The organism is Priestia sp. JSM ZJ58 (assembly GCF_044383985.1).
Taxonomy (GTDB): domain Bacteria; phylum Bacillota; class Bacilli; order Bacillales; family Bacillaceae_H; genus Priestia; species Priestia zanthoxyli.
Window position 1 is genome coordinate 1906013 of record NZ_JBISEM010000001.1, and the last position, 21659, is coordinate 1927671.

Sequence of the window (21659 nt, forward strand, 5' to 3'; positions counted from 1 at the left end):
ATAGAGCACTTTATATCGTAAGAAAACGCCGCTCAGTTGATGAGCGGCGTTTTTTGGTTTTTATTCTATCAACATAGACCCGCATTTTTTTTCACAAGCTTTTGCAAGGTTTTTGAGAAGCTGATTAAGAAACTCTTTGTCCATTTTAAGCCACTCTTCTTTTTGCAGTCCTTCTACGATATAGGAAGAAAAAACCCACACGTCGTTTTTGATGGCAGAGCGATTTGTTTCAGCGATTACAGTTAATGCCTTAATGACAGCAGACATCACGGAAACATCTTCTTTTCCATAATGGCGAATTTGATAGAACGCTTTGTACAAATAATCCGTAAAAGAAGGTTTTTCTAGCAGCACTCGAATACGTCCTTCTTCATCGCAATAATAAGGAGAGGAAGAATAGCTTTGTCCGAGTTTGATAAACACTTGCGTGAGCTGTTCAATGCAGTTAATAGCTGTTTCAGGGTCATTAATAGCTGGTGAAATAGCTCTTAATGCAATTTCACTTAGTTTTTGAATACCTAATTTTACGTCTTGGATCGATTCTTGGTCATTTGTAATAAACAAGCAATGAAGAAATTTTTCACGTTCTAACGATTGATTGTGAGTGATTACAGTTAATAACGGTGTGTCTGCTTCTACATACTCTCCGGGTGCTTTTTCGAGTTTAACAATGACATTTAATTTAGATGCTAGTGCTGTTAAATGGTTGAGTTCGATATATTGAATATATCCTTGTCTGTTACTTTTAATTTGCAGTGTGTTTTCATTATCAAAATCAACCTGTATTTCATTCTTTGATTCGGGGTGCTTTTGTTGTTCTAGCCGTCTCTCTTCAATGGTAAGCATCGTTTTTTTTGCAATGTTTGAAATTAAATTTCCGACTTTAATCCAGTTGATGACGTGGTGAATCAAAAACACAAACATCCCTAAGCAAATGAATGCTACCACGATGGCTAATGAAGGAACAATAAAAGTATTGCTGACTTGGTTGCTGCGAACTTGAATGAGCAGTACAAGCACGTATACGTATCCACCGATAAAAGTGCCAAGCACGCGCTGAGTTTTGGCATCTGTATTAAAGTTCTGAATCGTTCTAGGAGAAAACTGACCTACAAACGTAGTCAGTACCACTAACACAGAAGAAAACGTAATTGTCGTCATCGTTAATAAGGAATTTGATACTGAACTTAAAATAGTATGAGCAAGCTCTTTATCCGTTAGAAACACGGAAGGAACTAACTTTAACCACTGTTTGTGAGCTGTCAAATATCGATCTAAAAATGTACTAATAGTGGCTAAAACAAAAGCAACAATTCCGTATATAGAAGGAGTAATCCAAAAATTAGCTTTTATTCGATTTTGCTGTAGCTTTATTGACATAGCGAACTCTCCCGTATCATGATTTAATAAGTTCGGACTTCTTTTAGTATGAAGAAAAAAGTTAACCATACTTATCCACCTATTATTACCCTCACCTGCATGTGAAAAACTTCTTTAAGAAAAGTTTTATCATTCATTTGTAAAGGGTAGAGATCAAAAAGGAGGGAAGAACCGTGGCATTTGATTATTCACTTGACTTTGAACATATCGATTTTAGAAAGCATCCTGAAAAGTATAGAGTAGGAAAAGGAGAACAAGGAGTTCTCCTTGTTGAGCCATACAAAAGTGAAATTCTTCCTCACTGGCGTTTTCGTACACCTGACATTGCTGAGGAATCCGCCGCCGCCATCTATCAGCTTTTTTTAACCTACAAAGAAAAAAGCGATTTTGTTGGAATGGACATGGCCCGGAAATTTCTCCAAATGGGATACACGCGATCGAGGCGCTACGCGAACTACAAAGGCGGAAAGAAATACAATAAAGACGGCGAGCGTAACGAACGGCAAATTGATGAACAAAAAGCAGAATCGGCATCTATTTTTATGGAAAAATGGAAAGAGGTACGAGAGAATAAAGAGTACTTGAAAATGAAAAAAGAGCATCAAAAAAAGTACGGATAATCAGCTGGGATCCGTACTTTTTTCCTTTGTTATTTCGATTCGTTTAATATGGTGATGTTCAATATCAATGACTTTAAATGAAAAACCTTCGTTTTTGATGCTATCACCTTTAGCAAGATCAAACTTTTCGGTCAGCATCCAGCCGCCAATGGTATCAACGTCTTCTTGTTCAATAGTTGTTCCGAGTAAATCATTTACTTCTTCAATCAACACCTTCGCATCTAGTACGTAGTGATTTTCATTAATTTTGTGTACGTCCGGTATTTCATCATCATCAAATTCATCACGAATTTCACCAACAATTTCTTCTAAAATGTCTTCTACCGTTACAAGCCCGGTTGTTCCTCCATACTCGTCTATTAAGATGGCCATGTGAATTCTGTCCCTTTGAATTTTAAGCAATAAGTCGTAAATGGCGATGGAATCAATGACTTGAATGATGGGTTTCATATACGTTTGCACGGGACGTGGTTTGATATCATCTTCTTTTATGTAATCCGCTAATATTTCTTTAATATTAACTAATCCCACCACTTGATCTTTGTTTCCATCTATAACTACTGGATAGCGAGTATATTGCTCTACTCTAGCCATTTTTAAGAATTCTTCTATCGTTTCATCTGCTGATACGCTAACAATTTCTGTACGAGGCACCATGATTTCTTTAGCCGTACGATTATCAAATTCAAAGATATTATTCATGAACTTAAATTCCGATTGATTAATTTCACCGCTCTGATAGCTTTCAGATAAAATAATTCTAAGTTCTTCTTCACTATGAGCTACTTCATTTTCAGAAGCTGGCTTCAGGCCGAATAATCCGACAACGCCTCTTGCTGAGTGGTTTAAAAGCCAAATAAACGGATAAAGTAACTTAGAAAAAAGAATAAGAGGACGGGAAAATAACAGCGTCACTTGTTCGGCTTTTTGAATCGCCACCGTTTTGGGCGCAAGTTCTCCAGCTACCACATTTAAAAATGTGACAATCGAAAAAGCAAGAACAAAAGATATGACATGCGAAAGTGATGTAGCAAAAGGCAGCATGTCAATAAGCGGCTCTAATAAATGACCTACAGTAGGTTCACCTATCCAGCCTAGACCCAATGCGGTAACCGTAATGCCCAGCTGTGTGGCTGAAAGATAACCATCTAAATTTGATACTACTTTTTTTGCTGCTAAAGCGTTCCGGTTTCCTTCTTCAATTAACTGATCGATTCTAGTCGACCGTACCCTAATGACGGCAAATTCCGTTGCAACAAAAAAGGCTGTTAATATGATTAATACGATGAATAAGATGACATTTACTGTTTCCAAATTTATCTCCTTACCCCGTTGAAACGGATAAGGGAACACCTCCTTTATAAAAGTTTGATGAGCTGATTTATATGGTAAATAAAGAATATCATGTATACTGTTCCCTTAATCTCCGTAGAAATAAACTTATCGAAAAGAAAGAACACTTTTTAATAACCCGCAACATTTTTTGGCAGAAAAAGCGTAAACTAAACATTATAAAATGAACGAAAAGAGACAACGTGATACCTTTAAAGAGATGTAAATAGAAGTAGGAGTCGATTGTTTTTATGGAATTTTTTCTGACGATATTAGTCTTATTGGCTTTGATTGGTCTATCTAATATCATTAATCATTTTGTGCCATTTATTCCTGTTCCGTTAGTTCAAATAGCTTTGGGAGCAGGGCTTGCTATATTGCCATTTGGCGGAGATGTCCATTTGGAACCTGAATTATTTTTTATTTTATTTATTGCCCCGCTATTATTTAATGATGGGAAAAACGTGTCAAGAGCTGCTCTTTGGAAGCTTCGTACACCTATTTTATTACTAGCGCTGGGACTGGTTTTTGTAACGGTGGCAGTAGGGGGATATCTAATCAATTGGCTTATCCCTTCCATTCCGTTACCGGCGGCATTTGCACTAGCCGCTATTTTGTCCCCAACAGATGTAGTGGCAGTTGGAGCTATGGCGAGCCGAGTAAAGCTGCCTAAGCGAATTATGCATTTGCTTGAAGGGGAAGGACTGATGAATGATGCCTCTGGTCTTGTAGCGTTTCAAGTAGCAGTAGCTGCTACCGTAACGGGCGTTTTTTCAATCGTAGATGCTACATTTCAGTTCCTTTGGGTAGCGTTGGGCGGTTTGTTTGTAGGAGCATTTATCGCTTTTCTGATTATCAGACTGCGTGTACTTGTTCGACGTTTAGGAATGGAAGATATTACAATTCATATGTTAATACAAATTCTAACTCCATTTGTTGTCTTCTACATTGCTGAACACTTTCATTTATCGGGAATCTTGGCAGTTGTAGCAGGCGGCATTGTGCATGCGATTGAGCGCGACCGAGAGGAATCACCTAACCAGCAGCTTAAAGTGGTATCAAAAAGTACTTGGACGGTGATTTTATATTTGTTAAATGGCTTGGTTTTTGTGCTGCTTGGTCTGCAAATACCAAAAGTGGCGAAAGCAATTATTCAAGATCCAAACTTTAATAATGGACAAGTGCTTCTTTATATTTTGATTATTACTGTCTTTTTGCTTGTACTACGATTTATTTGGGTGATGGTATCATGGTCAGTAGGCTGGTATTACAAAAACAACAAGCATCTAAAACCTGAGCCTCGGTCTATTGGTATTATTACGGTTTCAGGTGTACGAGGAGCTGTTACGTTAGCCGGAGCGTTTTCGATTCCTTATACGCTTGATAACGGCAGTGATTTCCCGGAACGCTCTCTGATTATTTTTCTAGCAGCAGGCGTTATATTGTTAACCTTAGTTGCGGCAAGCATTCTTTTACCTGTTATTGCGAAAACAGAAAAGGCGCCGAAGAAGCCTGAGCGCAATACAAAAGAGGTTAAAGCACGCATTAAAGTGCACAAAGCTGCTATTCAGCGGTTAAAAAGAGAAATGACCGAGGAAAATCGTGGAGCAGCGCTTTCGTTAATTTCAACGTATAATACAACGATTAATAACATCATTGTTAAAACGCATCCTTTAGAAGCCTCTGAAAACAAACAGTATGAAGAAGAAATTCGATTGCTGGCTCTTCAGGCCAAGGGGAAATTGGTGGAAAAGCTATTAAAAGAGGAAAAAATAGACCGTGAGACAGCGTATATTTGTTTGGAACATACGCACAAGCTTGAAATGGCTGTAACCAATCGTGTAAGGTACAAATTATTGGTGAGCTGGATGAGGTTTAAAAAAGTTTTACTATTACTAGTCCGAATTTTTTCACCGAATAAGCAGGCTTTAAGAAAACAAAGCCTGCGCAGAAGAAGTAAAGTGAACAAAGTACGTATTCAAATGATTGAAGAAGCGATAAAGGTCATTAAAGAAAACATGAACGAAGAAAATCGAATGATTTCACTTGCTATCATTAGTGAATACCATAGATCCATGGCAAGACTTAGAAAAGAGAGTACGGAGTATAATTCAGGCAAACGTAAAAAAGCAACGAGAGATTTATGTTATAAAGCGTTTCATACCGAGCGGGAAACGGTGCAAGAACTTTATGAAAAAGGAGAAATCACGCGTGAAATCGCTCATAATATCCGAAAAGATATCGCTTTGCGTGAAGCATTAACAATTGAAGAAAATGGTTATTAAAAAGTCGCAGAGAATAGTCTCTGCGACTTTTTCTAATAAGTTTCATTCTCTTGCTTTTCAAAAAGATAAAGCTTTCCGTTAACAGCAATATCAAACCGTGGCCCTTTAAAGCCGCGTTTTATAAGTTCTTTACGCATAAATTTCATAATGCCTCCGTGGCTGACAATCAGCAAATCGTCTTCTGACTCGGAAATAGCGCGATCTAGCACTGCTGCTACTTTTCTCTTAGTCTCAGCCATATCTGTACGAGCTTGTTTGTTGATGAGTCCGGACATGCGAAACAGTAATGCCCAGAGGATAAAAGGAAGTTTAAATTTTACTGGAATAATAGGCATGGGTATTTCTCTAAGTTCCGGAAGAAGAGTGATCTCTTGTTTATAAATATGCTTTGCCGTTTTGTGTGCTCGCGGCATATCGCTTGAAAAACAGCGTTTCCATTCAATATTATTTAAATCAGTCTCTCCATACGTAATATCTGATTCATCATATTCCTGAAACCAAGCCACTAGTTCATCGGTGGATAAGCGGTGGTTTTCTGGAAGCCCTTTGTTTACTTTGTAATGACGTACTAATGCTACTTTCATTGTGAAATCTCCTTAAAATTTAAGCGCCAAAAATACTTACTCGGCGCAGCTTGATTTTTTTATTTAACGTTATTTTCATCATGCTGCACCTCCTTTCAAATATTTGTAAAATAAGTATAAAATGGATTGAGAAAATTGTAAATAAGGTATAGGAGAAGATTTTGAGATAGAATAATTGGAAAATGAAACCTTTTTATAAGATAAAACGTATTACTTATAGATAATTCAAACAAATTGAAATACATATAAAAGGGTGGATTACAATGATGGATACAGAGAGAAAAGTGAATATCAGAGAAGAGTTTGGAACTTTATTTGCAGAAGGGGATTTTAAGAAGCTTTATGATTGTGTAAGCGAAGAATTTAAACGTCAAGTTTCCCTTCAGCAATTTTTGAAGCAGAGCAAATTGTTTAATCAAGGAGAACAGTTCTACAGACTAGAAACAAATCTTTATTTAACCCCTCAAATTGAGCAGTTTATTTGGATAAATTCTACGCAGAGAAAAGCCATCAGCGTTATGTTTGATGAACATAATATTATACAAGCACTTGTGCTTGCTCCTATAGAATCATTTTCAGAGAGAGAGAGATGGAGTACAAACAAATATACGATGCCGATTCAAAGTGAATGGTTTGTCTATTGGGGTGGAAAGCATGAGGTGTTGAACTATCACCATCCAGTCGAAAGCCAAAGGTATGCATATGATTTAGTCGTGCGAAAAGGAAAGCAAAGCTATAAAAATGATGGAATGAAAAACGAAGATTACTATGCTTATGGAAAAAAGGTTGTAGCTCCGCTTGAAGGAGTCGTTATCGCAGCAGCTGATGGCCAAGAAGATAATGAAATTGGACACACGAATAAAAAAAATCCTTTAGGAAATCACGTTATCATTGAACATGAAGGGAAAGAATACAGTGTGCTTGCACATTTGAAGCAAGGGTCGGTTTCTGTGAAAAAAGGAGACGTGGTTCGTAAAGGAACGCTGCTCGGAAGGTGTGGAAATTCCGGGAATTCATCCGAACCTCACATTCATTTTCACGTCATGGATGCCTCTGACATCGAAACGTCAAAAAGTTTGCGAATTCAGTTTCATGCAGCTGTTGAACCGATTCGCGGAGATACGGTTATTCCATTTTTCTATTGATTAAAAAGAGACTAGGACAAAAGTATTTTAGCCCAAGTGAAAAACGAACCATTGATCAACATGTTTGATGAGTGGTTCGTTCTTTTGGTTATGGTGAATATAGCTTCATGGGTTTCGTTCCTTCTAGCAGTTGATTGAAGGGCAAGGCGAAGACTCCTGCGGGAAAAGCGGGACAGAAGACCCCGCAGGAGCGCAAGCGACGAGGAGGCTCAGCGGCCGCCCGCGGAAAGCGAAGCCTTGCACGAAAATCAACTGCGGTGTCATAAGCGGTTCAGCTCATGTATCTCATTTATTCGTCTTTAGGTGGGCTTCATTTCGTTATGTCCCAGCCTCTTTTTATGCATGATTTTCTTCAAATATAAAGTCAAGAAGCCGCTGAAACAAGTAAAGGATAATGGCTACGGTAGTCATGACAAGGAAAAGTCCAAAATGACTAATTTCATACAGATTATAAAGCCCAATTTTAGCGAGAAAAGGAACTATAACATAACCATGAATCAAATCCAAAATAATGTTAACCATTATGTACAAGATAAACCCGGGATACGTAAGGTAAAAGACAAAGATCGTAATCACAATATGAAGGCAATAAATCGTTGCTCCCATGCTGGTAAGAAAAAATACGTTTTCTTGAACCGTCCACCAGTGCATTTTTTCCGCTACTTGATAGGCGATTGTCATCATTAATGCAGCAAACAACCCTACAGTAAAAAATCGTTTAACCCGCTGTTTATCAAGCAGCAGCAGTAAAAACCATGGAATAACAAGAATTCCCCATAATATAATTTGATTCATCCATCTTCCCACCTTTTATTTATCAGTAGTTCTTAGTGTAAGAAAGAATTGTAAAAATATACATTTCGCAAAGAAAACGTTTACAGTCAGATTTCTTATCTATATACTAAATCTTGAATACTTGTATACAAGTTGGTTAAGGAAGTGATGACACATTAAAAAGGTAACCTACCCGGAAAGATGGTTTCGCGGAGCCTCGCTGGGAGAACAAGTGGTAAACAAATTAAGAATTCAAATTATGAGCGGCGAGCTGAAAAAAGGAACCATACTATCAGAAAATCAGCTCTCGTCAGAGTTTGGAATGAGTCGATCTCCTATCAGAGAAGCTCTGCGGATCCTTTCAAACGAAGGGCTCATTGATTTACAGCGAATGGGAGCAGTTGTTATTGGTTTAACAACTAGGGATTTAAACGAGCTGTACGATGTTCGTCTGCTTTTAGAACACTTTGTCTTAGAACGTTTATCTGAAGTCAACCATGATTCGCTTATTAAAAAGCTGGAGCAAAGCATTGATCAAATGAAGATGGCAGCTAAATACGATGACTATGTAGAGTTTGCTTATCAAGATTTGCGGTTTCATGAGCTCGTGATTATCGAAGCAGACCACAAGCGGATATTAAAATTGTGGGAAAGCATCCGTGAAATTATTTTAGCTGCTCTTTTAATTACGACTGAAAAAAGATTTCGAGATGATAAAGCAGCTGTGCTCCCACTGATTAAGCAGCATCATGAAATGATTAAGGCATTAAAGTCTCAAAATACAGAACGTATTCAAGATGAAGTGAAACGTCACTTTGAAGACACGCGAAATACCATAACAGCTTCACTTTTGAATGAAGCATAAAAAAGGGATAAAATATTCGAAATATTTTTGAATATTTTTTCTCTTCAACTTGTCGACAAGTATACAAAGGGGGATGGAGAAATGAAAGCAGGTGTCTACGTTTCAGAAACAAAAGCCGTTATGCAGCAAAAAGCGAAACCGGTTATAAAAAAAGGAGAAGCGCTTGTAAAGGTATCTCATGCTGGAATTTGCGGAACGGATATGATGATTTATTTTGGAAAACACCCTAGAGCACAGGCGCCACTCACTATGGGACATGAATTCAGCGGAGTGATAGAGGAGATCCGAGGGGAAACGGAATTTTCTTTAGGTGACCGCGTAGCAGTTGAACCTACGCTTAGCTGCGGAACGTGCGAAGCCTGTGTAAAAGGACAGTTTCACGTTTGTAAACAGTTAAAACTAATCGGCATCGATCAAGATGGAGGGTTTGCGCAGCACGTGGCTGTTCCTGTGAACCGCCTTCACCTCTTGCCAGAGAAACTGTCTAGCGAGCATGCAGCTCTTGCAGAACCTGTAGCGGTTGCCGTACATACAGTGCGACGCTCGCGGTTGAAAGTAGGAGACCAAGCTGTCATTTTAGGGGCAGGACCTATTGGACTGCTGATCGGGATGATTGCGAAACGAGCAGGAGCAAAAAAAGTAATGATCTCAGATATTAGTTCTTATCGCTTAACTAAAGCGAAAGAACTTGGCTTTATACCAATTGATGCAGCGAAAAGAGACGTAGTAAAAGAAGTGCGTTTGCTTACGAATGAAGTCGGTGCAGACGTTGTATTTGAAGTAGCCGGAAATCAAATTACAGCAAAACAAATGGTTGAAACAAGCCGTATTCAAGGAGAGATTGTGGTGGTGAGCGTATACAAAAGCGCTCCAGAAGTAGATTTAGCAGCAATGCACTTTAAGGAAATTTCATTAACTACAACGAGATGTTACACAAGGGAAGATTTTCAGACGGCTATTGATTTACTGGCAAACGGTGAAATAGCAGCAGATTCTTTAATTTCTCATAAACTGCAGCTTGAAGATATTCAAGCGGGGTTTGAGTTTATGCAGCGGCCTGATGAATCACTTAAGGTTTTATTTGCACCAAACGGAGAGGAGAATGAACAATGACAGTAGATTTGTTTTCTTTAGATGGTAAAGTATCAGCAATTACAGGAGCAACAAGAGGAATTGGAAGATCAATGGCGATTGCTTTGGCAGAAGCAGGTTCGGATATCGCTCTTTTGCAGCGTTCAAAGGAGTTTCTTGGAGTAAAAGAAGAAATCGAACGGCTCGGAAGAAAATGTTTTATTGTTAATTGTGATTTAGAAAATGCTTCTCAAGTAAGCGAAGCGATCTCATCGGTTGTTGCTTATTTTGGCAAGCTCGATATTTTAGTGAACAACGCGGGCATTCAAAGACGTTCACCCGCTGTAGACTTTGCAGAAGAAGATTGGGACGCTGTTATGAACGTTAATTTAAAAACCGTATGGTTGTTATGTCAGCAGGCGGGCCGCCAAATGCTTAAACAAGGAAGCGGAAAAATCATTAATATGGCATCTTTGCTTTCTTACCAAGGAGGTATTACCGTTCCAGCTTATGCCGCAGCAAAAGGCGGAGTTGCTCAGCTTACAAAGGCTTTATCTAATGAATGGGCAGCAAAAGGCGTAAATGTTAATGGAATTGTACCAGGATACATTGCCACTGATATGAATGAAGCACTTATTAACGATGAAACGCGCAGCAGACAAATTATTGAACGTATTCCCGCAGGAAGATGGGGACAAGCAGATGATTTTAAGGGAGCGGTCGTCTTTTTAGCATCTGATGCGTCTGCTTATATTCACGGGCACTTGCTTGCCGTAGACGGAGGATGGCTAGGAAGATAACGCATGAACCAATAAATTTTTTCATATCATGAACAAACTCGATTAAAAGGGGCGTTCATGGTATGAAAGTGTGGGTATTGAATGTTGGTATTGCTGTCACAGTGCTGACAACTGCTTGGGCGGTGTATACAAAGCCTGAAGAGAAAGAGGTTTCGCTAGTTTCTTACAATCGGTTCTCCATAGCCGTCCCAAAAGAAAGCAGCGACTTTGAAAAAGAGTTAAAATCAGCTTTGACGCAGTATGGTTTTCAAGAGGTTAGAGTGCTGAATGACTATGCGGAAGCTCAAGTTCTCGTTCTTCTGCCCGCCGAACAACTTTCTTCCTATAAAAAGAAGGAGATTCAGCAAGTCGTAAATCAACTTGCCAAGCAGTATCACGTTAATCCTGATGTAGTTAATGTTCAGTTATATGAAAAAAAGTAAAAGCCTTTTAGAAAGGGGAATCCCCTCTATAAAAGGCTTTTTTTACTCTTTTTTCTTCTCTTGTTCAGCGAGCTCTTCTTGTCTTTTAAAATGTGATTTTCCTAACGCATACACAAAACTAAAAAACAAAGGAAGTAAAATAGTCAACAGCACAAGGCGAGTAAGCATATCGCCCAAGTCATTTCTCGTTAAGTAAATATTAATAGCTGCGATGACAATATAAATAAAAATCCCGAGGTTTCGTAAAAATCTCTTTAGCATAGATGCATTCATTTTTTTCACCTTACTTTTATATACTCACATTTAAGGTAAAGGAAACGATTAATAAAAGCAACCTATTTACTACAAAGCAAGAAGGAATACAGAAATTTATGATGAATGTTTATATGTTATCTGAAAATTATGTGAATAAAATTGCTAACATGAAGCTTCTTTATACAGCAGTCTGCTTTTAGTACACCGAGTCAGTATAAACAGTTGCCTTCTCTTCAATTAGCTTTATTTTCTAAAAAGGTAAGGTGATGAGATGAAAAGAGTGCTGGTAATGGGCGTTTCTCCAGGAGTAGGAAAGTCCACATTTGCCAAGAAATTAGGGAAAAAGCTTGATCTAGAAGTACATCATTTAGACAGCCTGTATTGGCAGCCGGGCTGGACGGAAAGAGACAATGATAGTTTTAGAGAATTGCAGGAGCACATTGTAAAAAAAGACAGCTGGATTATCGACGGGAACTACAGCAATTCGTATGATATTCGAGTGAAGCGTGCAGATACCATCATTTATTTAGAGCTGCCTCTAATCGTTTGTGTGTACCGAGTGATAAAGAGGAGGATTGTATATGCAAGAAAAACGCGTGAAGATATGGCAAAAGGCTGCCCTGAGAAAGTAGATTGGTCATTTTTTACATTTATTCTTACGACGTATCGAGAACGGCAAAAAAAGATGAGAAACCGGTTTAAAAAGCTTAAAAATGATGAGGATTGCAAGGTTTTTATGCTGATGAACAGAAAGGACATCGAGAACTATATACAAAACCTATAGGTGGAGTAGAGCTGAATTTTGAACAAAAACAGCCACGTAACAAGTTCGCTTGTTACATGGCTTTATTGAAAAAACAATCATTCTTGCGTAATCTTCAGCATTCCTTTTTTATCTAACGCAACTGCTAGAGAATGATTAACCTTCACCGTTAATGGATGAACTTCAGAGTCTCGGTCCGAAAAAAACCACCGTCTTTTAGGCGCCCCTACAAGAAAAAACGCACTGTCGCTTCCTAAAAAGTTAAAGTTCTCGTTTAATGGCCTGTTGTTGCGCACGGTGATACCCGAGTTAATAAGCTGTGTCCCTACAGAGCGGACATGAGGCGTTGTCAAGTTGATTTCTCCTATGCTTAAAAGCGACTTAGAAGAAAAGGGGTCGTTGGATGGTGGGCAGTCTGAATGTCTTGAAATGTATTCAACAATATTATGAGCAGGATCTTCAAAATAAAACGAATGAGCATCAAATGCTTCAAAATAAATCTCATCTTTCTTCTCTTCTGTATTGAGGAAGACTCTTTGAGTAGCCCATTGTTTCGCTTCCATAAAGCGGTTTGCTGGAACATTAAAAGCAAAATGGTAAAAGGGCTTTGTATGTAGAGCACTTTCTTTAAAAATGAGCTCACTTTCACCAACTTTAATGGAAAAAGAACGCGGTGAAGCGGCAGTTAATGGGAAATTGAGGGAATTTACATAAAAAGCCTTCATTTCGTCCAGTAGATGAGTGTACAGGACAGCTTGATTAATCATCATAAACCATTCCTCCTCGTTTAAACGTTGTCTAAATCACATGGCATTAAACAGATGTTTCATTATCATCCCTTTGAACGCTGCTTTTCCAGTGAAGCTGAAAAGATCCTTTATGCTCAGAGCCTATAAAGTTAATACGATATCTTCTCGTTCTTTCGGGTGTTAGATAAAGAGAGTTATTAGTCATCTCAAAGAAACGTGTACGTCTTGGATCTTCTACATATAGAGAAAGGTCTCCACTTTTAGTGTGTTTAGATAGCCTGAAAACGTAGGTTACGCCTTTTTTGAGTTTAATGCTCCGAGAGTAGCGGCCTGTAAAGCTGTCATATTCTCCAAAGAAAACCTCACTTCGCTCTTTTTTTATTCTCCCACCTACAATTTGATTTTCCTGGCCGTTAAAGTTAATAAGTAAAAAAGCAATAAGAACAATAAGAAAACTATATTTAAACATAAAAACCTCCATCTACTAAATTATAGATAGTTTTGGATTTCGTCAAATAGTGTTATAGTTTAAAAAGGGAAAAATTAACAAAAAATATTATCCCTTTGTATGTTACGCCTAACGGAAAGGAGAAAAAATTGACTCAGCGTTTTTATTTTTTAGCAGCAAGTCAAGTAACCACAAATTTAGGTTTTGTTCTTTATACAATGGCCCTCACTTCCTATATAAATCAAAACACCGGTTCAACAGCTCTTGCATCAATGATTACGATGACGAGCTTACTTGCTCGCCTCCTTAGTGGTCTTAGCGTACCTTTACTAGCCGATACATATAAATCTATTCATATTATGCGGGCTGTACAGGTTATGCAAATAGGAATGCTCGCTGGATTGTATATGCTACTCACACAAAAATTTACAGTCACAGTACTAGCGATGTGTTTTGTCATTGTTGGGATCATTTCTTTTTTTAACGGTTTTTTTACTATTTTTAAAACGTCGGTTGTCCGCAGCTTAGTAAGTGATAGTCAAAGAATGCAGGCGAATAGTTTGCTTTCAACAATTGACCAAACCTTTCTATTTGCAGGGTGGTCCCTTGGTGGTTTCGTTTTGTCTTTAACAGGATTCACTTATTCTTTATGTATAACGGCAGGTCTTTTATTGTTCTCGTTTGTTTGTTTGCTGTTTATAAAAGAAGCTCATAGATACAAGCAGCCAGAAAAGCGAAGCGTGGCAAAGCTAATGGAAGGATGGCGCTTTTTATGGGTACATAAACGCATCAGAGCACTCGTTATAATGGACATAACTGAATCACTCGTTGGAACCATTTGGATTGGGGCTATTACTCTTTCTTTTGTGAAAGAAGTGCTTGGAAAAGGGGAAGTATGGTGGGGATATATAAACGGTGCGTATTATTTTGGAAGCATAGTCGGAGGAATTATTGTGTACCGAATGTCTTCTATGGTAAAAGGAAGGCTTTTGCTTCTTATGTTCGCGGGCTCAATTGGTTATGCTGTTTTAACCGGTTTTTACGGCTTAGTAACGAACCCGTATTTAGCTTTAGCACTTTTGGTAATGATGGGTCCTGCCTATCAGCTTCGAGACGCAGCGCAGGAAACCATTTATCAAAATGCCTGCAGGAGTGGGGTTCTTTCTAAAGTAATAGCGGCAAAATCAACTCTTGTACAGGGTGCGTTTATTCTTTCTATCGCGTTTGTAGGTACAGTAGCGGACTTCTTTGGGGTGAGGATTGTATATCTATTTGCAAGCTTCCTATTGCTGGTAACGTCTCTCATAGGTATTGCAGTATTAGTCCATAACAAGCAGTCTGTGGAAACAACATCACCTGTTGAACGGGGAGAGAATATATGAAGATCATCACGCTAACGTATCTTATGGAGCATGATATAAAAGAGCTGTTAATAGAAAGCCAGGAGGAAGGCTTTTTCTTTCTTACCAAGCTAATAGCGGAGTATAAAAACGGGCAAAACGTATTTAATAAAACAGGCGAAAGACTGTGGGGAGTTTACGGTGAACAAAACGAATTAATAGCCGTAGCGGCCCTTAATCAAGACCCTTACAGTAAGTGTGCTAACGTTGGAAGAGTAAGAAGGTTTTATGTTTCAGCTCAGTTTCGGAGAAAGGGTATAGGTAAACGACTTTTAAAAGAAATTATTCACTATGCAGAGAACTACTACGACAGCCTCGTTCTTTATACAGATACTGAGGAAGCGACGTTATTTTATGAACGAACCGGTTTTAAACGCGTATATAATCATTATAAAATTACTCATGAATACAGTTTAAAAAGAGTCTAGCTGCTTTTTATACAGGTTTGGATATAAAACGAAAATATTGTCATTCGCTTAAATTAACAAATAAACGAAAGGAATGATTTGACGAATGAAAAAACGAACCGAGCGTGTTTATTTTCATGCTGCTATATTTATGCTGGTGGGAACGTTAGTAGGGTGTGCTGGAAACAAGGACGAAAAATCCATAGAAGAAACCACAAGTGAAATGAATATAAATTCCTCAGTAAAAGAAGCTACAGGCAAAACGGATGGAAGCCCCTCAACAAAAGAAGCTGCGAGTAAAACAGATGAAAGTTCCTCAAGCAGTGAGTCGAAGCAATCAGACAAAGCTGATAAAAATGACGCCTCTTCAGACAAAGCTGTTGATGAAAATTCCGATAGCATTTCGTCTGGAAATAGTAATTCAAAGGTTAGTCAGAAGGAAGACCCAAAAATACTATTCGATTATACAAGCAAACAAATCGAATATGCTCGGATTTGGTTACAGCTAGGACCAAACCAAGAGATAGATGAGCTAAATGTTCGCTACATTTCAGCCGGAGAATTAGTCAATATTTATGACGATACTAGTGCTAGCTATCCAAAAGATGTTGTTACATTAGAGGGTTCTCGTTCTGTTGATGGTTCAGTGACTTATAGTAGTAACGGAAATGGTACAATTAATGTGTACGATGTTCCTTCACATTGGCCTAGTTCTGCTCAGGTAGATAAGGGTTTTATGAAAAATTACACAGAGGATATTATTCAAAATACAAAACTGGTTCACGTTGACCCAGGTGAGGATAAAAAAATCATAGAATTAATTAATATAATGAAGGTTCATTAATGAAACTAACAATCGTTTTATTCAATTAGATCAGTAAAATTTCATACGACTAACGCTCAGGAAAAACCTGAGCGTTAGTCGTTGTCATCTATAGTGTGGATTTACTAGTAAAATAGCTTTTAGCAATTTCTCCGCATCCGTTACTCTTGTTAGTTTGCTTTTTTAAGTTTGAGAGCTGTTTTAGGAGCAGGGCTTTTTTTAACAATATACAAACCGCTAAAAATAATAAGTCCTCCAAGCAGCTGCATGGAATTGATGGTTTCTCCAATGGCTACAGCAGCAAAAACAACGGCAAATAAAGGAATAACATACATGTAAACCATTACTTTTGTAGATCCAATTTTTCCAATTCCTACATACCACATTACTAGTCCGTACACCGTCACGAACAAAACAGAGTATGCCAAAGAGCTCCAGCTGCCTATATCTGTTGGCCATACAAGTGTTTGATAGGTGAAAAGACAGTAGACAGTAAGCGGAATAGCTCCGATCAAAGCAGACCAGGCAGTCACGCGCAAAGCAGAATATTTTACGACTAAAGGTTTTGCTAAAATCGGATACCAGCCCCACGCAACGGCCGCTACAATCCCCATGATATTTCCGAACCATGCAAGCTGCGACAGCGCATGACTAGAGTGACCAAACAGCAGTACAAACGCAGCCCCGAAAAAAGCAAGCACAGAGCCTAGCTGTGTTTTTAATGAAAAAGCTTCATGCTTATATAAGATAGCTAAGATTCCTGTGAAAATAGGAGACATCGAAATAAGTAAAGAAGCATTTGTAGCTGTCGTATACTTAACGGATACCATAAACAGCGTTTGATAGAGTGTAACGCCTACTATGCTGACCGCTATTAAACGTCCCCAGTCTTTTTTTTCGATCCGAATGCCTCGCTCTACTATTCCTGTAATAAGTAAAAGAATAGGAGCAACCATTATAAAACGCAGCGCGCTAAATTGAATGGAAGACATATGAGCAACTCCAAATTTTCCGATTGTATAATTGGCTCCCCAAATTAACGCAACGGATAATAATATCCATTCCAGCCAGCCTTTTTTCATGTCATCACCTCGTGTAAGTATAAAAAGTAAATAAGTGCGGATATCCTTAGTTACAAAGTATACAGGAAGAAATTATGTAAAAGGCCAGCCAATTCAGGTATTTTTATCTCATCCACTTGTTTATAATACAAACAAAAACGCAGCTGCAATGGCTGCGTTCATGACTGTTATCCACATTGTTCTATCTCATCTAATCGCACAAGTTCGACTTTAAAAGCATGATCAATCGGTCGAATTTCACAGTATCCTGAATCATATACGTGAATCAGTACAAAGCGTTTTCCTTTATATAGCACTTCTTTGTAGGCTGTCACGAGATACACCCTTTCTTTTCATAAGTTTGTTTTTCATTCTATGAACAAAAAACGACGTAATTGCCTAATATAAAAAGAATTTTTAAGGTTGATAAAATTGCTTGGCAAAACAAGTTCGCTTATACTGTACTGTGATTCTATTTACGTATAGGTTCTGATTAAGAACAGCTTTAGCATATGGATAACGAAACAAAACAGCAGTACATAAGGAGCAGCACATGGATATTAACTATTTATATACATTTAAAGAAGTAGCGAAGTGGGGGAGCTATACACGAACGGGCGAGGAATTAGGGTATGCTCAGTCAAGCGTTACCACTCATATAAAAAAATTAGAGGATCATTACGGTCAAAAACTATTTGAACGAACAGGACAAAAAATGAAGCTGACTCAGCCTGGTGAAGAATTGCTTTATTATGTGAATCAAGTAACCGAGTTATTAAATGAAGCAAAAGAGCGCCTTACTACGAATGAAGATGCTAGAGGAACAGTTTCAATAGGAACCGTGGAGTCGCTGGCCGCTTATTTTATTACACCGTATATTCGTGAATTAAAAAAGCAGCACCCTTCTCTAAAGATTATGCTAGAAGCGGGTTTATGTCCAAATTTAACACAAGGGATTATTGACGGAAAGTATGACGTAGCCGTTTTGCTTGATCGCCTTCAAACATCTTCAAGCTTACAAGTGATTCCTATTCGAAAAGAAAACATGGTTATGATTGCTTCGCCTTCTCATTTTTTTAGTGAAAAAAACAACGTTGTAATGGAAGAGTTTGAAGGAGAAACCATCATTTTAACCGAGAGCGGCTGCCCTTATCGTACGCTTTTAGAAGAGATGATGCGCAGCAGGGGTATTCATATGCAATCGGTGATTTCATTTAGCAGTCTTGAAGCAATTAAACAGTGCGTAGCGGATAATTTAGGTATTGCTCTTGTGCCAGAAATAGCGGTAAAACAAGAGATTGAAAATGGAAAACTGATTAAAATCCCGTTTGACCATGAAGAATTTTATCTTTATTCACAGCTCATATTCAAAAAGAAAAAATGGCTGACGGCACCCATTCAACACTTCATTTCACTTGTACAAGAAGGTTATCAAAAATATTGATAATAGATATAGAGAATCTTCAATAATGATGAAGCTGCTTTCGTGATACACTTTTTACAAGAAAAGAAAACTAGAGGTGTAGAACATGAATATATTTTTGCAGCACAATCCTACCAAATTATACTTTGGAAAAAATCAAATTACGAAGCTATCGCAAGAGCTTGCTTCTTACACTAAACAAGTAAACGTTCTGTTAGTATACGGAGGAGGAAGCATCAAACAAAATGGCGTATACGACGAAGTGAAAGCTGAACTTCAGTCTATTGACGCGGTTGTTCACGAGCTGTCTGGTGTAGAACCGAACCCTCGTTTGACTACGGTAGCTAAAGGCGTTGACATATGTAAAAAAGAAAACATTGATTTTCTCTTAGCCGTTGGGGGGGGAAGCGTGATCGATTGTACAAAAGCTATCGCAGCTGGAGCCGTGTATGAAGGGAATACATGGGACTTAATTACACGCAAAGTAGAGATTACAGGTGCTCTTCCTTTTGGAACGGTCTTAACACTTGCGGCAACAGGATCTGAAATGAATTCAACTTCTGTTATTACAAATTGGGAAACAAAAGAAAAGCTAGGTTGGACGTCTTCTCATGTATTTCCCGTCTTTTCTATCTTAGATCCGGCGTACACGTTTTCAGTGCCGCGCGACCAAACAGTCTATGGAATTGTTGATAGTATGTCGCATGCGCTTGAACACTATTTTCACCGCACAGAAAATACGCCGATGATCGACGGCTTTATTGAATCATTGCTAAGAACAGCTGTACAAGAAGGTCCTAAGCTTCTTACAAACCTGACTTCTTATCAGTATCGTGAAACAATGATGTATATCAGCACGACGGCTTTTAACGGAAGCTTAGCAAACGGAACGGATGGAGGAGACTGGGCTACTCATCGTATTGAACATGCTCTGTCGGCCGTGTATGATATTCCCCACGGAGGCGGCCTTGCTATCTTGTTCCCTAATTGGCTGGAGCATGTGCTAAAAGAAGATCCTTCTCGTGTAAAACAACTGGCTGTAAACGTATTTGGCATCAACCCAGAAGGAAAAAGCGATGAAGAAACAGCAATGGAAGGTGCAAAAGCGCTTCGCACTTTCTGGAATGACTTAGGAGCCCCGAACAGCTTGCGTGACTATGATATTGATGACTCTGAATTTGATGCGATTGTTGAAAAGACCTTTGTAAAACCAGGTGTTGGTACTTATAAAGAGCTTGATTATGCAAGCGTTCGAGATATTCTAGAAAGATCCAAATAAAAAGACGAGCTGCCTGCTCGTCTTTTTTATATGTACTTAATAATCCATTAGAAAATAAAGAAAGAGAAAAAAGCACAGTAAGATGCAGCCTGCTCCTACCGTTATTTCGGAAAAACCTTGAATAAACGTATTTTTGGAAATGCCTCCTTCATTTTGTAGCTGAAATACGCGTTTTCTTTTGCGCTCATGAACGATTACCAACGAACCAAAAGCAACCGATAATAATGTAAAGAGCGGCACCACAATTAAAAACAGCTTAATAGAATACGCCCAGTACGATATATAGAGCGTATAATACATTGCTCCAGTACTTAAGGCAAAGAGTAGTAAAGAAAATAAAAACCACTTCGTAAAACGGTTTTTGCTCATGTATGGTTCACTTCCTTTTATCAAGTGCGTCTTATGATGTAGACAATAAAACACGTCTATCATTTTACCAAAACTTTTTGGTACATTCTATTTTAGCGAAAAAATAGGGTTTGCAAGTTTCTTAAAAGTGGTATAGTTCCTAAGAACTATCCGTGTATACATACAAAAAACTGATGATAAATGAGGGAGAAGATGAGCTATGGGGTGCGACGCGTGTCTGCCAATTAGGACAGGATATACGGTTTCTTTTCAGCAATCAAGGGATGTGAAGAAATTGGAAAAATACTTTAAAGATATTTCTCAAAACCAATGGAAGACTCTTGGAGAAGATATGATCTGGATGAGGGAAGATATCTTTTGGAGTTTTATGGATTATGTTCATCAGCATCTAGACCCTCGGCATGTGTGGGCTGTAGAAGCCAAGCAGCGGAGCCCGTTTGAAAACCTGCGGCGTATGGAGCCAATCACCGCTTTCCAAAAAATGAAAGATGCCTTGTGGATTGATGAGCTGATTGAAGACAAGCGAATTTGCTCGTATTATCAGCCGATTGTATCGGTTGATCATGAACGCGTGCATATCGTTGGCCACGAAATTTTATCAAGAGGATTAGAAGAAGACGGAAGTATTATCCCTCCTTTTAAAATGTTTGAAGCTGCTCAAATAAGAAATAAAACCTTCGCTCTTGACCGAGCCTGCCGCTTAGAAGCTGTAAAAAATGCTAGTATTATTGATCATCAGCTGATTTTTATTAACTTTATTCCTACAGCAATATATAACCCTGAGCATTGCTTAGCATCTACATTTACATTAATTAAAGAATTGAATATAAAGCCCGAGCAAATTGTGTTTGAAGTGATTGAAACGGAGGATGTTCAAGATATTGAGCATTTAAAAAACATTTTGAATTATTATCGCTCCCACGGATTTAAATATGCTTTAGATGACGTAGGAGTTGGCTATAATACGCTGAATCGGCTTTTAGAAGTGGAGCCTGACGTCGTGAAATTGGCATTTGAATTCACAAACGGAGTCAGTAAGAATGAGAAACAGAAAAAAGTGGCCCAAGAGATGTTAGCTATCACCCATAAAATGGGGGCACAGGCTCTTGCAGAAGGGGTAGAAACAGAAGAAGATTTAAAATGCCTGATAGAGATGGGTTATGATTTGTTTCAAGGGTATTATTTTGCAAAGCCTAATCCTAAACCGTTAAAAGAGATTCATTCTATTTACGTTTAGCAGCCAAAAGCAGAAGAACAGAAACTTCTGCTTTTTGTATGAACGAAAGTAAGAATACTCAAAAAATAAACAATTCACTTTCATTTTGCTAAATAGTTTACAGAGAAAGGGAAGTGCTATAAGATGATAAATATTAATTCTTAGTATTTCTATCAGAAAAGGAGTGG

25 protein-coding genes are annotated in these 21659 nt (G+C 38.3%); 15 read left to right on the forward strand and 10 right to left on the reverse strand.

Features of this window, described 5'->3' with window-relative positions; genetic code table 11:
* Nucleotides 1-60: 60 nt before the first annotated feature.
* On the reverse strand, nucleotides 61-1449 hold the full coding sequence (locus ACH6EI_RS10165; protein ID WP_099331101.1) for a DUF2254 domain-containing protein: 1389 nt from the start codon (nucleotides 1447-1449) through the stop codon (nucleotides 61-63).
* A gap of 104 nt (nucleotides 1450-1553) precedes the next feature.
* On the opposite strand from ACH6EI_RS10165, the gene ACH6EI_RS10170 reads away from it, so the two are divergent.
* A complete protein-coding gene (locus ACH6EI_RS10170; protein ID WP_028412923.1) occupies nucleotides 1554-2000 on the forward strand; it encodes a DUF4385 domain-containing protein in 447 nt (148 codons plus the stop codon).
* Here the strand turns inward: ACH6EI_RS10170 and ACH6EI_RS10175 are convergent, their stop codons facing one another.
* Nucleotides 2001-3314: a hemolysin family protein gene (locus tag ACH6EI_RS10175; protein WP_028412924.1), complete on the reverse strand. Its 1314-nt coding sequence runs from the start codon at nucleotides 3312-3314 to the stop codon at nucleotides 2001-2003.
* Between the two features lie 269 nt (nucleotides 3315-3583).
* Between ACH6EI_RS10175 and ACH6EI_RS10180 the strand changes: the two genes are divergently transcribed.
* Nucleotides 3584-5617 carry a Na+/H+ antiporter gene (locus ACH6EI_RS10180; protein WP_028412925.1) on the forward strand — a complete coding sequence of 678 codons (2034 nt, stop codon included), beginning with the start codon at nucleotides 3584-3586 and terminating at the stop codon, nucleotides 5615-5617.
* Nucleotides 5618-5649: 32 nt separating this feature from the next.
* Here ACH6EI_RS10180 and ACH6EI_RS10185 read toward each other — a convergent pair whose 3' ends face one another.
* The gene (locus tag ACH6EI_RS10185; RefSeq protein ID WP_028412926.1) at nucleotides 5650-6201 is read right to left on the reverse strand and encodes a histidine phosphatase family protein; all 552 of its coding nucleotides are present in this window, start codon (nucleotides 6199-6201) and stop codon (nucleotides 5650-5652) included.
* A gap of 263 nt (nucleotides 6202-6464) precedes the next feature.
* Between ACH6EI_RS10185 and ACH6EI_RS10190 the strand changes: the two genes are divergently transcribed.
* Nucleotides 6465-7346: a M23 family metallopeptidase gene (locus tag ACH6EI_RS10190; RefSeq protein WP_394530333.1), complete on the forward strand. Its 882-nt coding sequence runs from the start codon at nucleotides 6465-6467 to the stop codon at nucleotides 7344-7346.
* 134 nt (nucleotides 7347-7480) lie between these two features.
* A complete protein-coding gene (locus tag ACH6EI_RS10195) occupies nucleotides 7481-7612 on the forward strand; it encodes a hypothetical protein (RefSeq protein WP_255219796.1) in 132 nt (43 codons plus the stop codon).
* Between the two features lie 70 nt (nucleotides 7613-7682).
* On the opposite strand, the gene ACH6EI_RS10200 is transcribed toward ACH6EI_RS10195, so the two are convergent.
* On the reverse strand, nucleotides 7683-8141 hold the full coding sequence (locus ACH6EI_RS10200; RefSeq protein WP_033579356.1) for a hypothetical protein: 459 nt from the start codon (nucleotides 8139-8141) through the stop codon (nucleotides 7683-7685).
* A gap of 211 nt (nucleotides 8142-8352) precedes the next feature.
* Here ACH6EI_RS10200 and ACH6EI_RS10205 point away from each other — a divergent pair, with 211 nt between their 5' ends.
* The 4 genes from ACH6EI_RS10205 (at nucleotide 8353) to ACH6EI_RS10220 (ending at nucleotide 11278) form a co-directional block, all read left to right on the forward strand.
* Nucleotides 8353-8985, forward strand: a complete 633-nt coding sequence (locus tag ACH6EI_RS10205) for a GntR family transcriptional regulator (RefSeq protein ID WP_223546119.1) — start codon at nucleotides 8353-8355, stop codon at nucleotides 8983-8985.
* A gap of 81 nt (nucleotides 8986-9066) precedes the next feature.
* Complete coding sequence (locus tag ACH6EI_RS10210; protein ID WP_098999484.1) at nucleotides 9067-10098, forward strand: zinc-dependent alcohol dehydrogenase; 1032 nt, start codon at nucleotides 9067-9069, stop codon at nucleotides 10096-10098.
* Nucleotides 10095-10856, forward strand: coding sequence for a glucose 1-dehydrogenase (locus tag ACH6EI_RS10215; RefSeq protein WP_098113153.1), 762 nt, complete (start codon nucleotides 10095-10097; stop codon nucleotides 10854-10856). The genes ACH6EI_RS10210 and ACH6EI_RS10215 overlap by 4 nt, the downstream gene beginning before the upstream one ends.
* A 62-nt stretch (nucleotides 10857-10918) precedes the next feature.
* Nucleotides 10919-11278 (forward strand): hypothetical protein, encoded by a 360-nt coding sequence (locus ACH6EI_RS10220; protein WP_028412931.1) that lies wholly within the window; start codon nucleotides 10919-10921, stop codon nucleotides 11276-11278.
* 42 nt (nucleotides 11279-11320) lie between these two features.
* On the opposite strand, the gene ACH6EI_RS10225 is transcribed toward ACH6EI_RS10220, so the two are convergent.
* Nucleotides 11321-11551 (reverse strand): hypothetical protein, encoded by a 231-nt coding sequence (locus ACH6EI_RS10225; protein ID WP_013057513.1) that lies wholly within the window; start codon nucleotides 11549-11551, stop codon nucleotides 11321-11323.
* Nucleotides 11552-11804: 253 nt separating this feature from the next.
* Between ACH6EI_RS10225 and ACH6EI_RS10230 the strand changes: the two genes are divergently transcribed.
* On the forward strand, nucleotides 11805-12317 hold the full coding sequence (locus ACH6EI_RS10230; RefSeq protein WP_098113152.1) for a P-loop NTPase family protein: 513 nt from the start codon (nucleotides 11805-11807) through the stop codon (nucleotides 12315-12317).
* A 77-nt stretch (nucleotides 12318-12394) separates the two neighbouring features.
* Here the strand turns inward: ACH6EI_RS10230 and ACH6EI_RS10235 are convergent, their stop codons facing one another.
* Nucleotides 12395-13066, reverse strand: coding sequence for a glyoxalase (locus tag ACH6EI_RS10235; RefSeq protein WP_098113151.1), 672 nt, complete (start codon nucleotides 13064-13066; stop codon nucleotides 12395-12397).
* A gap of 43 nt (nucleotides 13067-13109) precedes the next feature.
* Entirely contained in the window at nucleotides 13110-13514 is a 405-nt protein-coding gene (locus ACH6EI_RS10240; RefSeq protein ID WP_098113150.1) for a hypothetical protein, read from the reverse strand.
* A 128-nt stretch (nucleotides 13515-13642) separates the two neighbouring features.
* Here ACH6EI_RS10240 and ACH6EI_RS10245 point away from each other — a divergent pair, with 128 nt between their 5' ends.
* The 3 genes from ACH6EI_RS10245 (at nucleotide 13643) to ACH6EI_RS10255 (ending at nucleotide 16144) form a co-directional block, all read left to right on the forward strand.
* Nucleotides 13643-14875 carry an MFS transporter gene (locus ACH6EI_RS10245; protein ID WP_098999485.1) on the forward strand — a complete coding sequence of 411 codons (1233 nt, stop codon included), beginning with the start codon at nucleotides 13643-13645 and terminating at the stop codon, nucleotides 14873-14875.
* Complete coding sequence (locus ACH6EI_RS10250; RefSeq protein ID WP_098999486.1) at nucleotides 14872-15321, forward strand: GNAT family N-acetyltransferase; 450 nt, start codon at nucleotides 14872-14874, stop codon at nucleotides 15319-15321. The genes ACH6EI_RS10245 and ACH6EI_RS10250 overlap by 4 nt, the downstream gene beginning before the upstream one ends.
* A gap of 85 nt (nucleotides 15322-15406) precedes the next feature.
* Nucleotides 15407-16144 carry a hypothetical protein gene (locus tag ACH6EI_RS10255; RefSeq protein ID WP_098999487.1) on the forward strand — a complete coding sequence of 246 codons (738 nt, stop codon included), beginning with the start codon at nucleotides 15407-15409 and terminating at the stop codon, nucleotides 16142-16144.
* A gap of 149 nt (nucleotides 16145-16293) precedes the next feature.
* Here ACH6EI_RS10255 and ACH6EI_RS10260 read toward each other — a convergent pair whose 3' ends face one another.
* Nucleotides 16294-17205: a DMT family transporter gene (locus ACH6EI_RS10260; protein ID WP_098113146.1), complete on the reverse strand. Its 912-nt coding sequence runs from the start codon at nucleotides 17203-17205 to the stop codon at nucleotides 16294-16296.
* A gap of 167 nt (nucleotides 17206-17372) precedes the next feature.
* Nucleotides 17373-17519 (reverse strand): hypothetical protein, encoded by a 147-nt coding sequence (locus ACH6EI_RS10265; protein WP_013057506.1) that lies wholly within the window; start codon nucleotides 17517-17519, stop codon nucleotides 17373-17375.
* 218 nt (nucleotides 17520-17737) lie between these two features.
* On the opposite strand from ACH6EI_RS10265, the gene ACH6EI_RS10270 reads away from it, so the two are divergent.
* Both ACH6EI_RS10270 and ACH6EI_RS10275 read left to right on the forward strand, forming a co-directional pair.
* On the forward strand, nucleotides 17738-18628 hold the full coding sequence (locus ACH6EI_RS10270) for a LysR family transcriptional regulator (protein ID WP_098999488.1): 891 nt from the start codon (nucleotides 17738-17740) through the stop codon (nucleotides 18626-18628).
* 85 nt (nucleotides 18629-18713) lie between these two features.
* Nucleotides 18714-19886 carry an iron-containing alcohol dehydrogenase gene (locus tag ACH6EI_RS10275; protein ID WP_098999489.1) on the forward strand — a complete coding sequence of 391 codons (1173 nt, stop codon included), beginning with the start codon at nucleotides 18714-18716 and terminating at the stop codon, nucleotides 19884-19886.
* 36 nt (nucleotides 19887-19922) lie between these two features.
* Here the strand turns inward: ACH6EI_RS10275 and ACH6EI_RS10280 are convergent, their stop codons facing one another.
* A complete protein-coding gene (locus ACH6EI_RS10280; protein WP_028412940.1) occupies nucleotides 19923-20255 on the reverse strand; it encodes a hypothetical protein in 333 nt (110 codons plus the stop codon).
* Nucleotides 20256-20454: 199 nt separating this feature from the next.
* Between ACH6EI_RS10280 and ACH6EI_RS10285 the strand changes: the two genes are divergently transcribed.
* Nucleotides 20455-21492, forward strand: coding sequence for an EAL domain-containing protein (locus ACH6EI_RS10285; protein WP_098999490.1), 1038 nt, complete (start codon nucleotides 20455-20457; stop codon nucleotides 21490-21492).
* Nucleotides 21493-21659 lie beyond the last annotated feature (167 nt).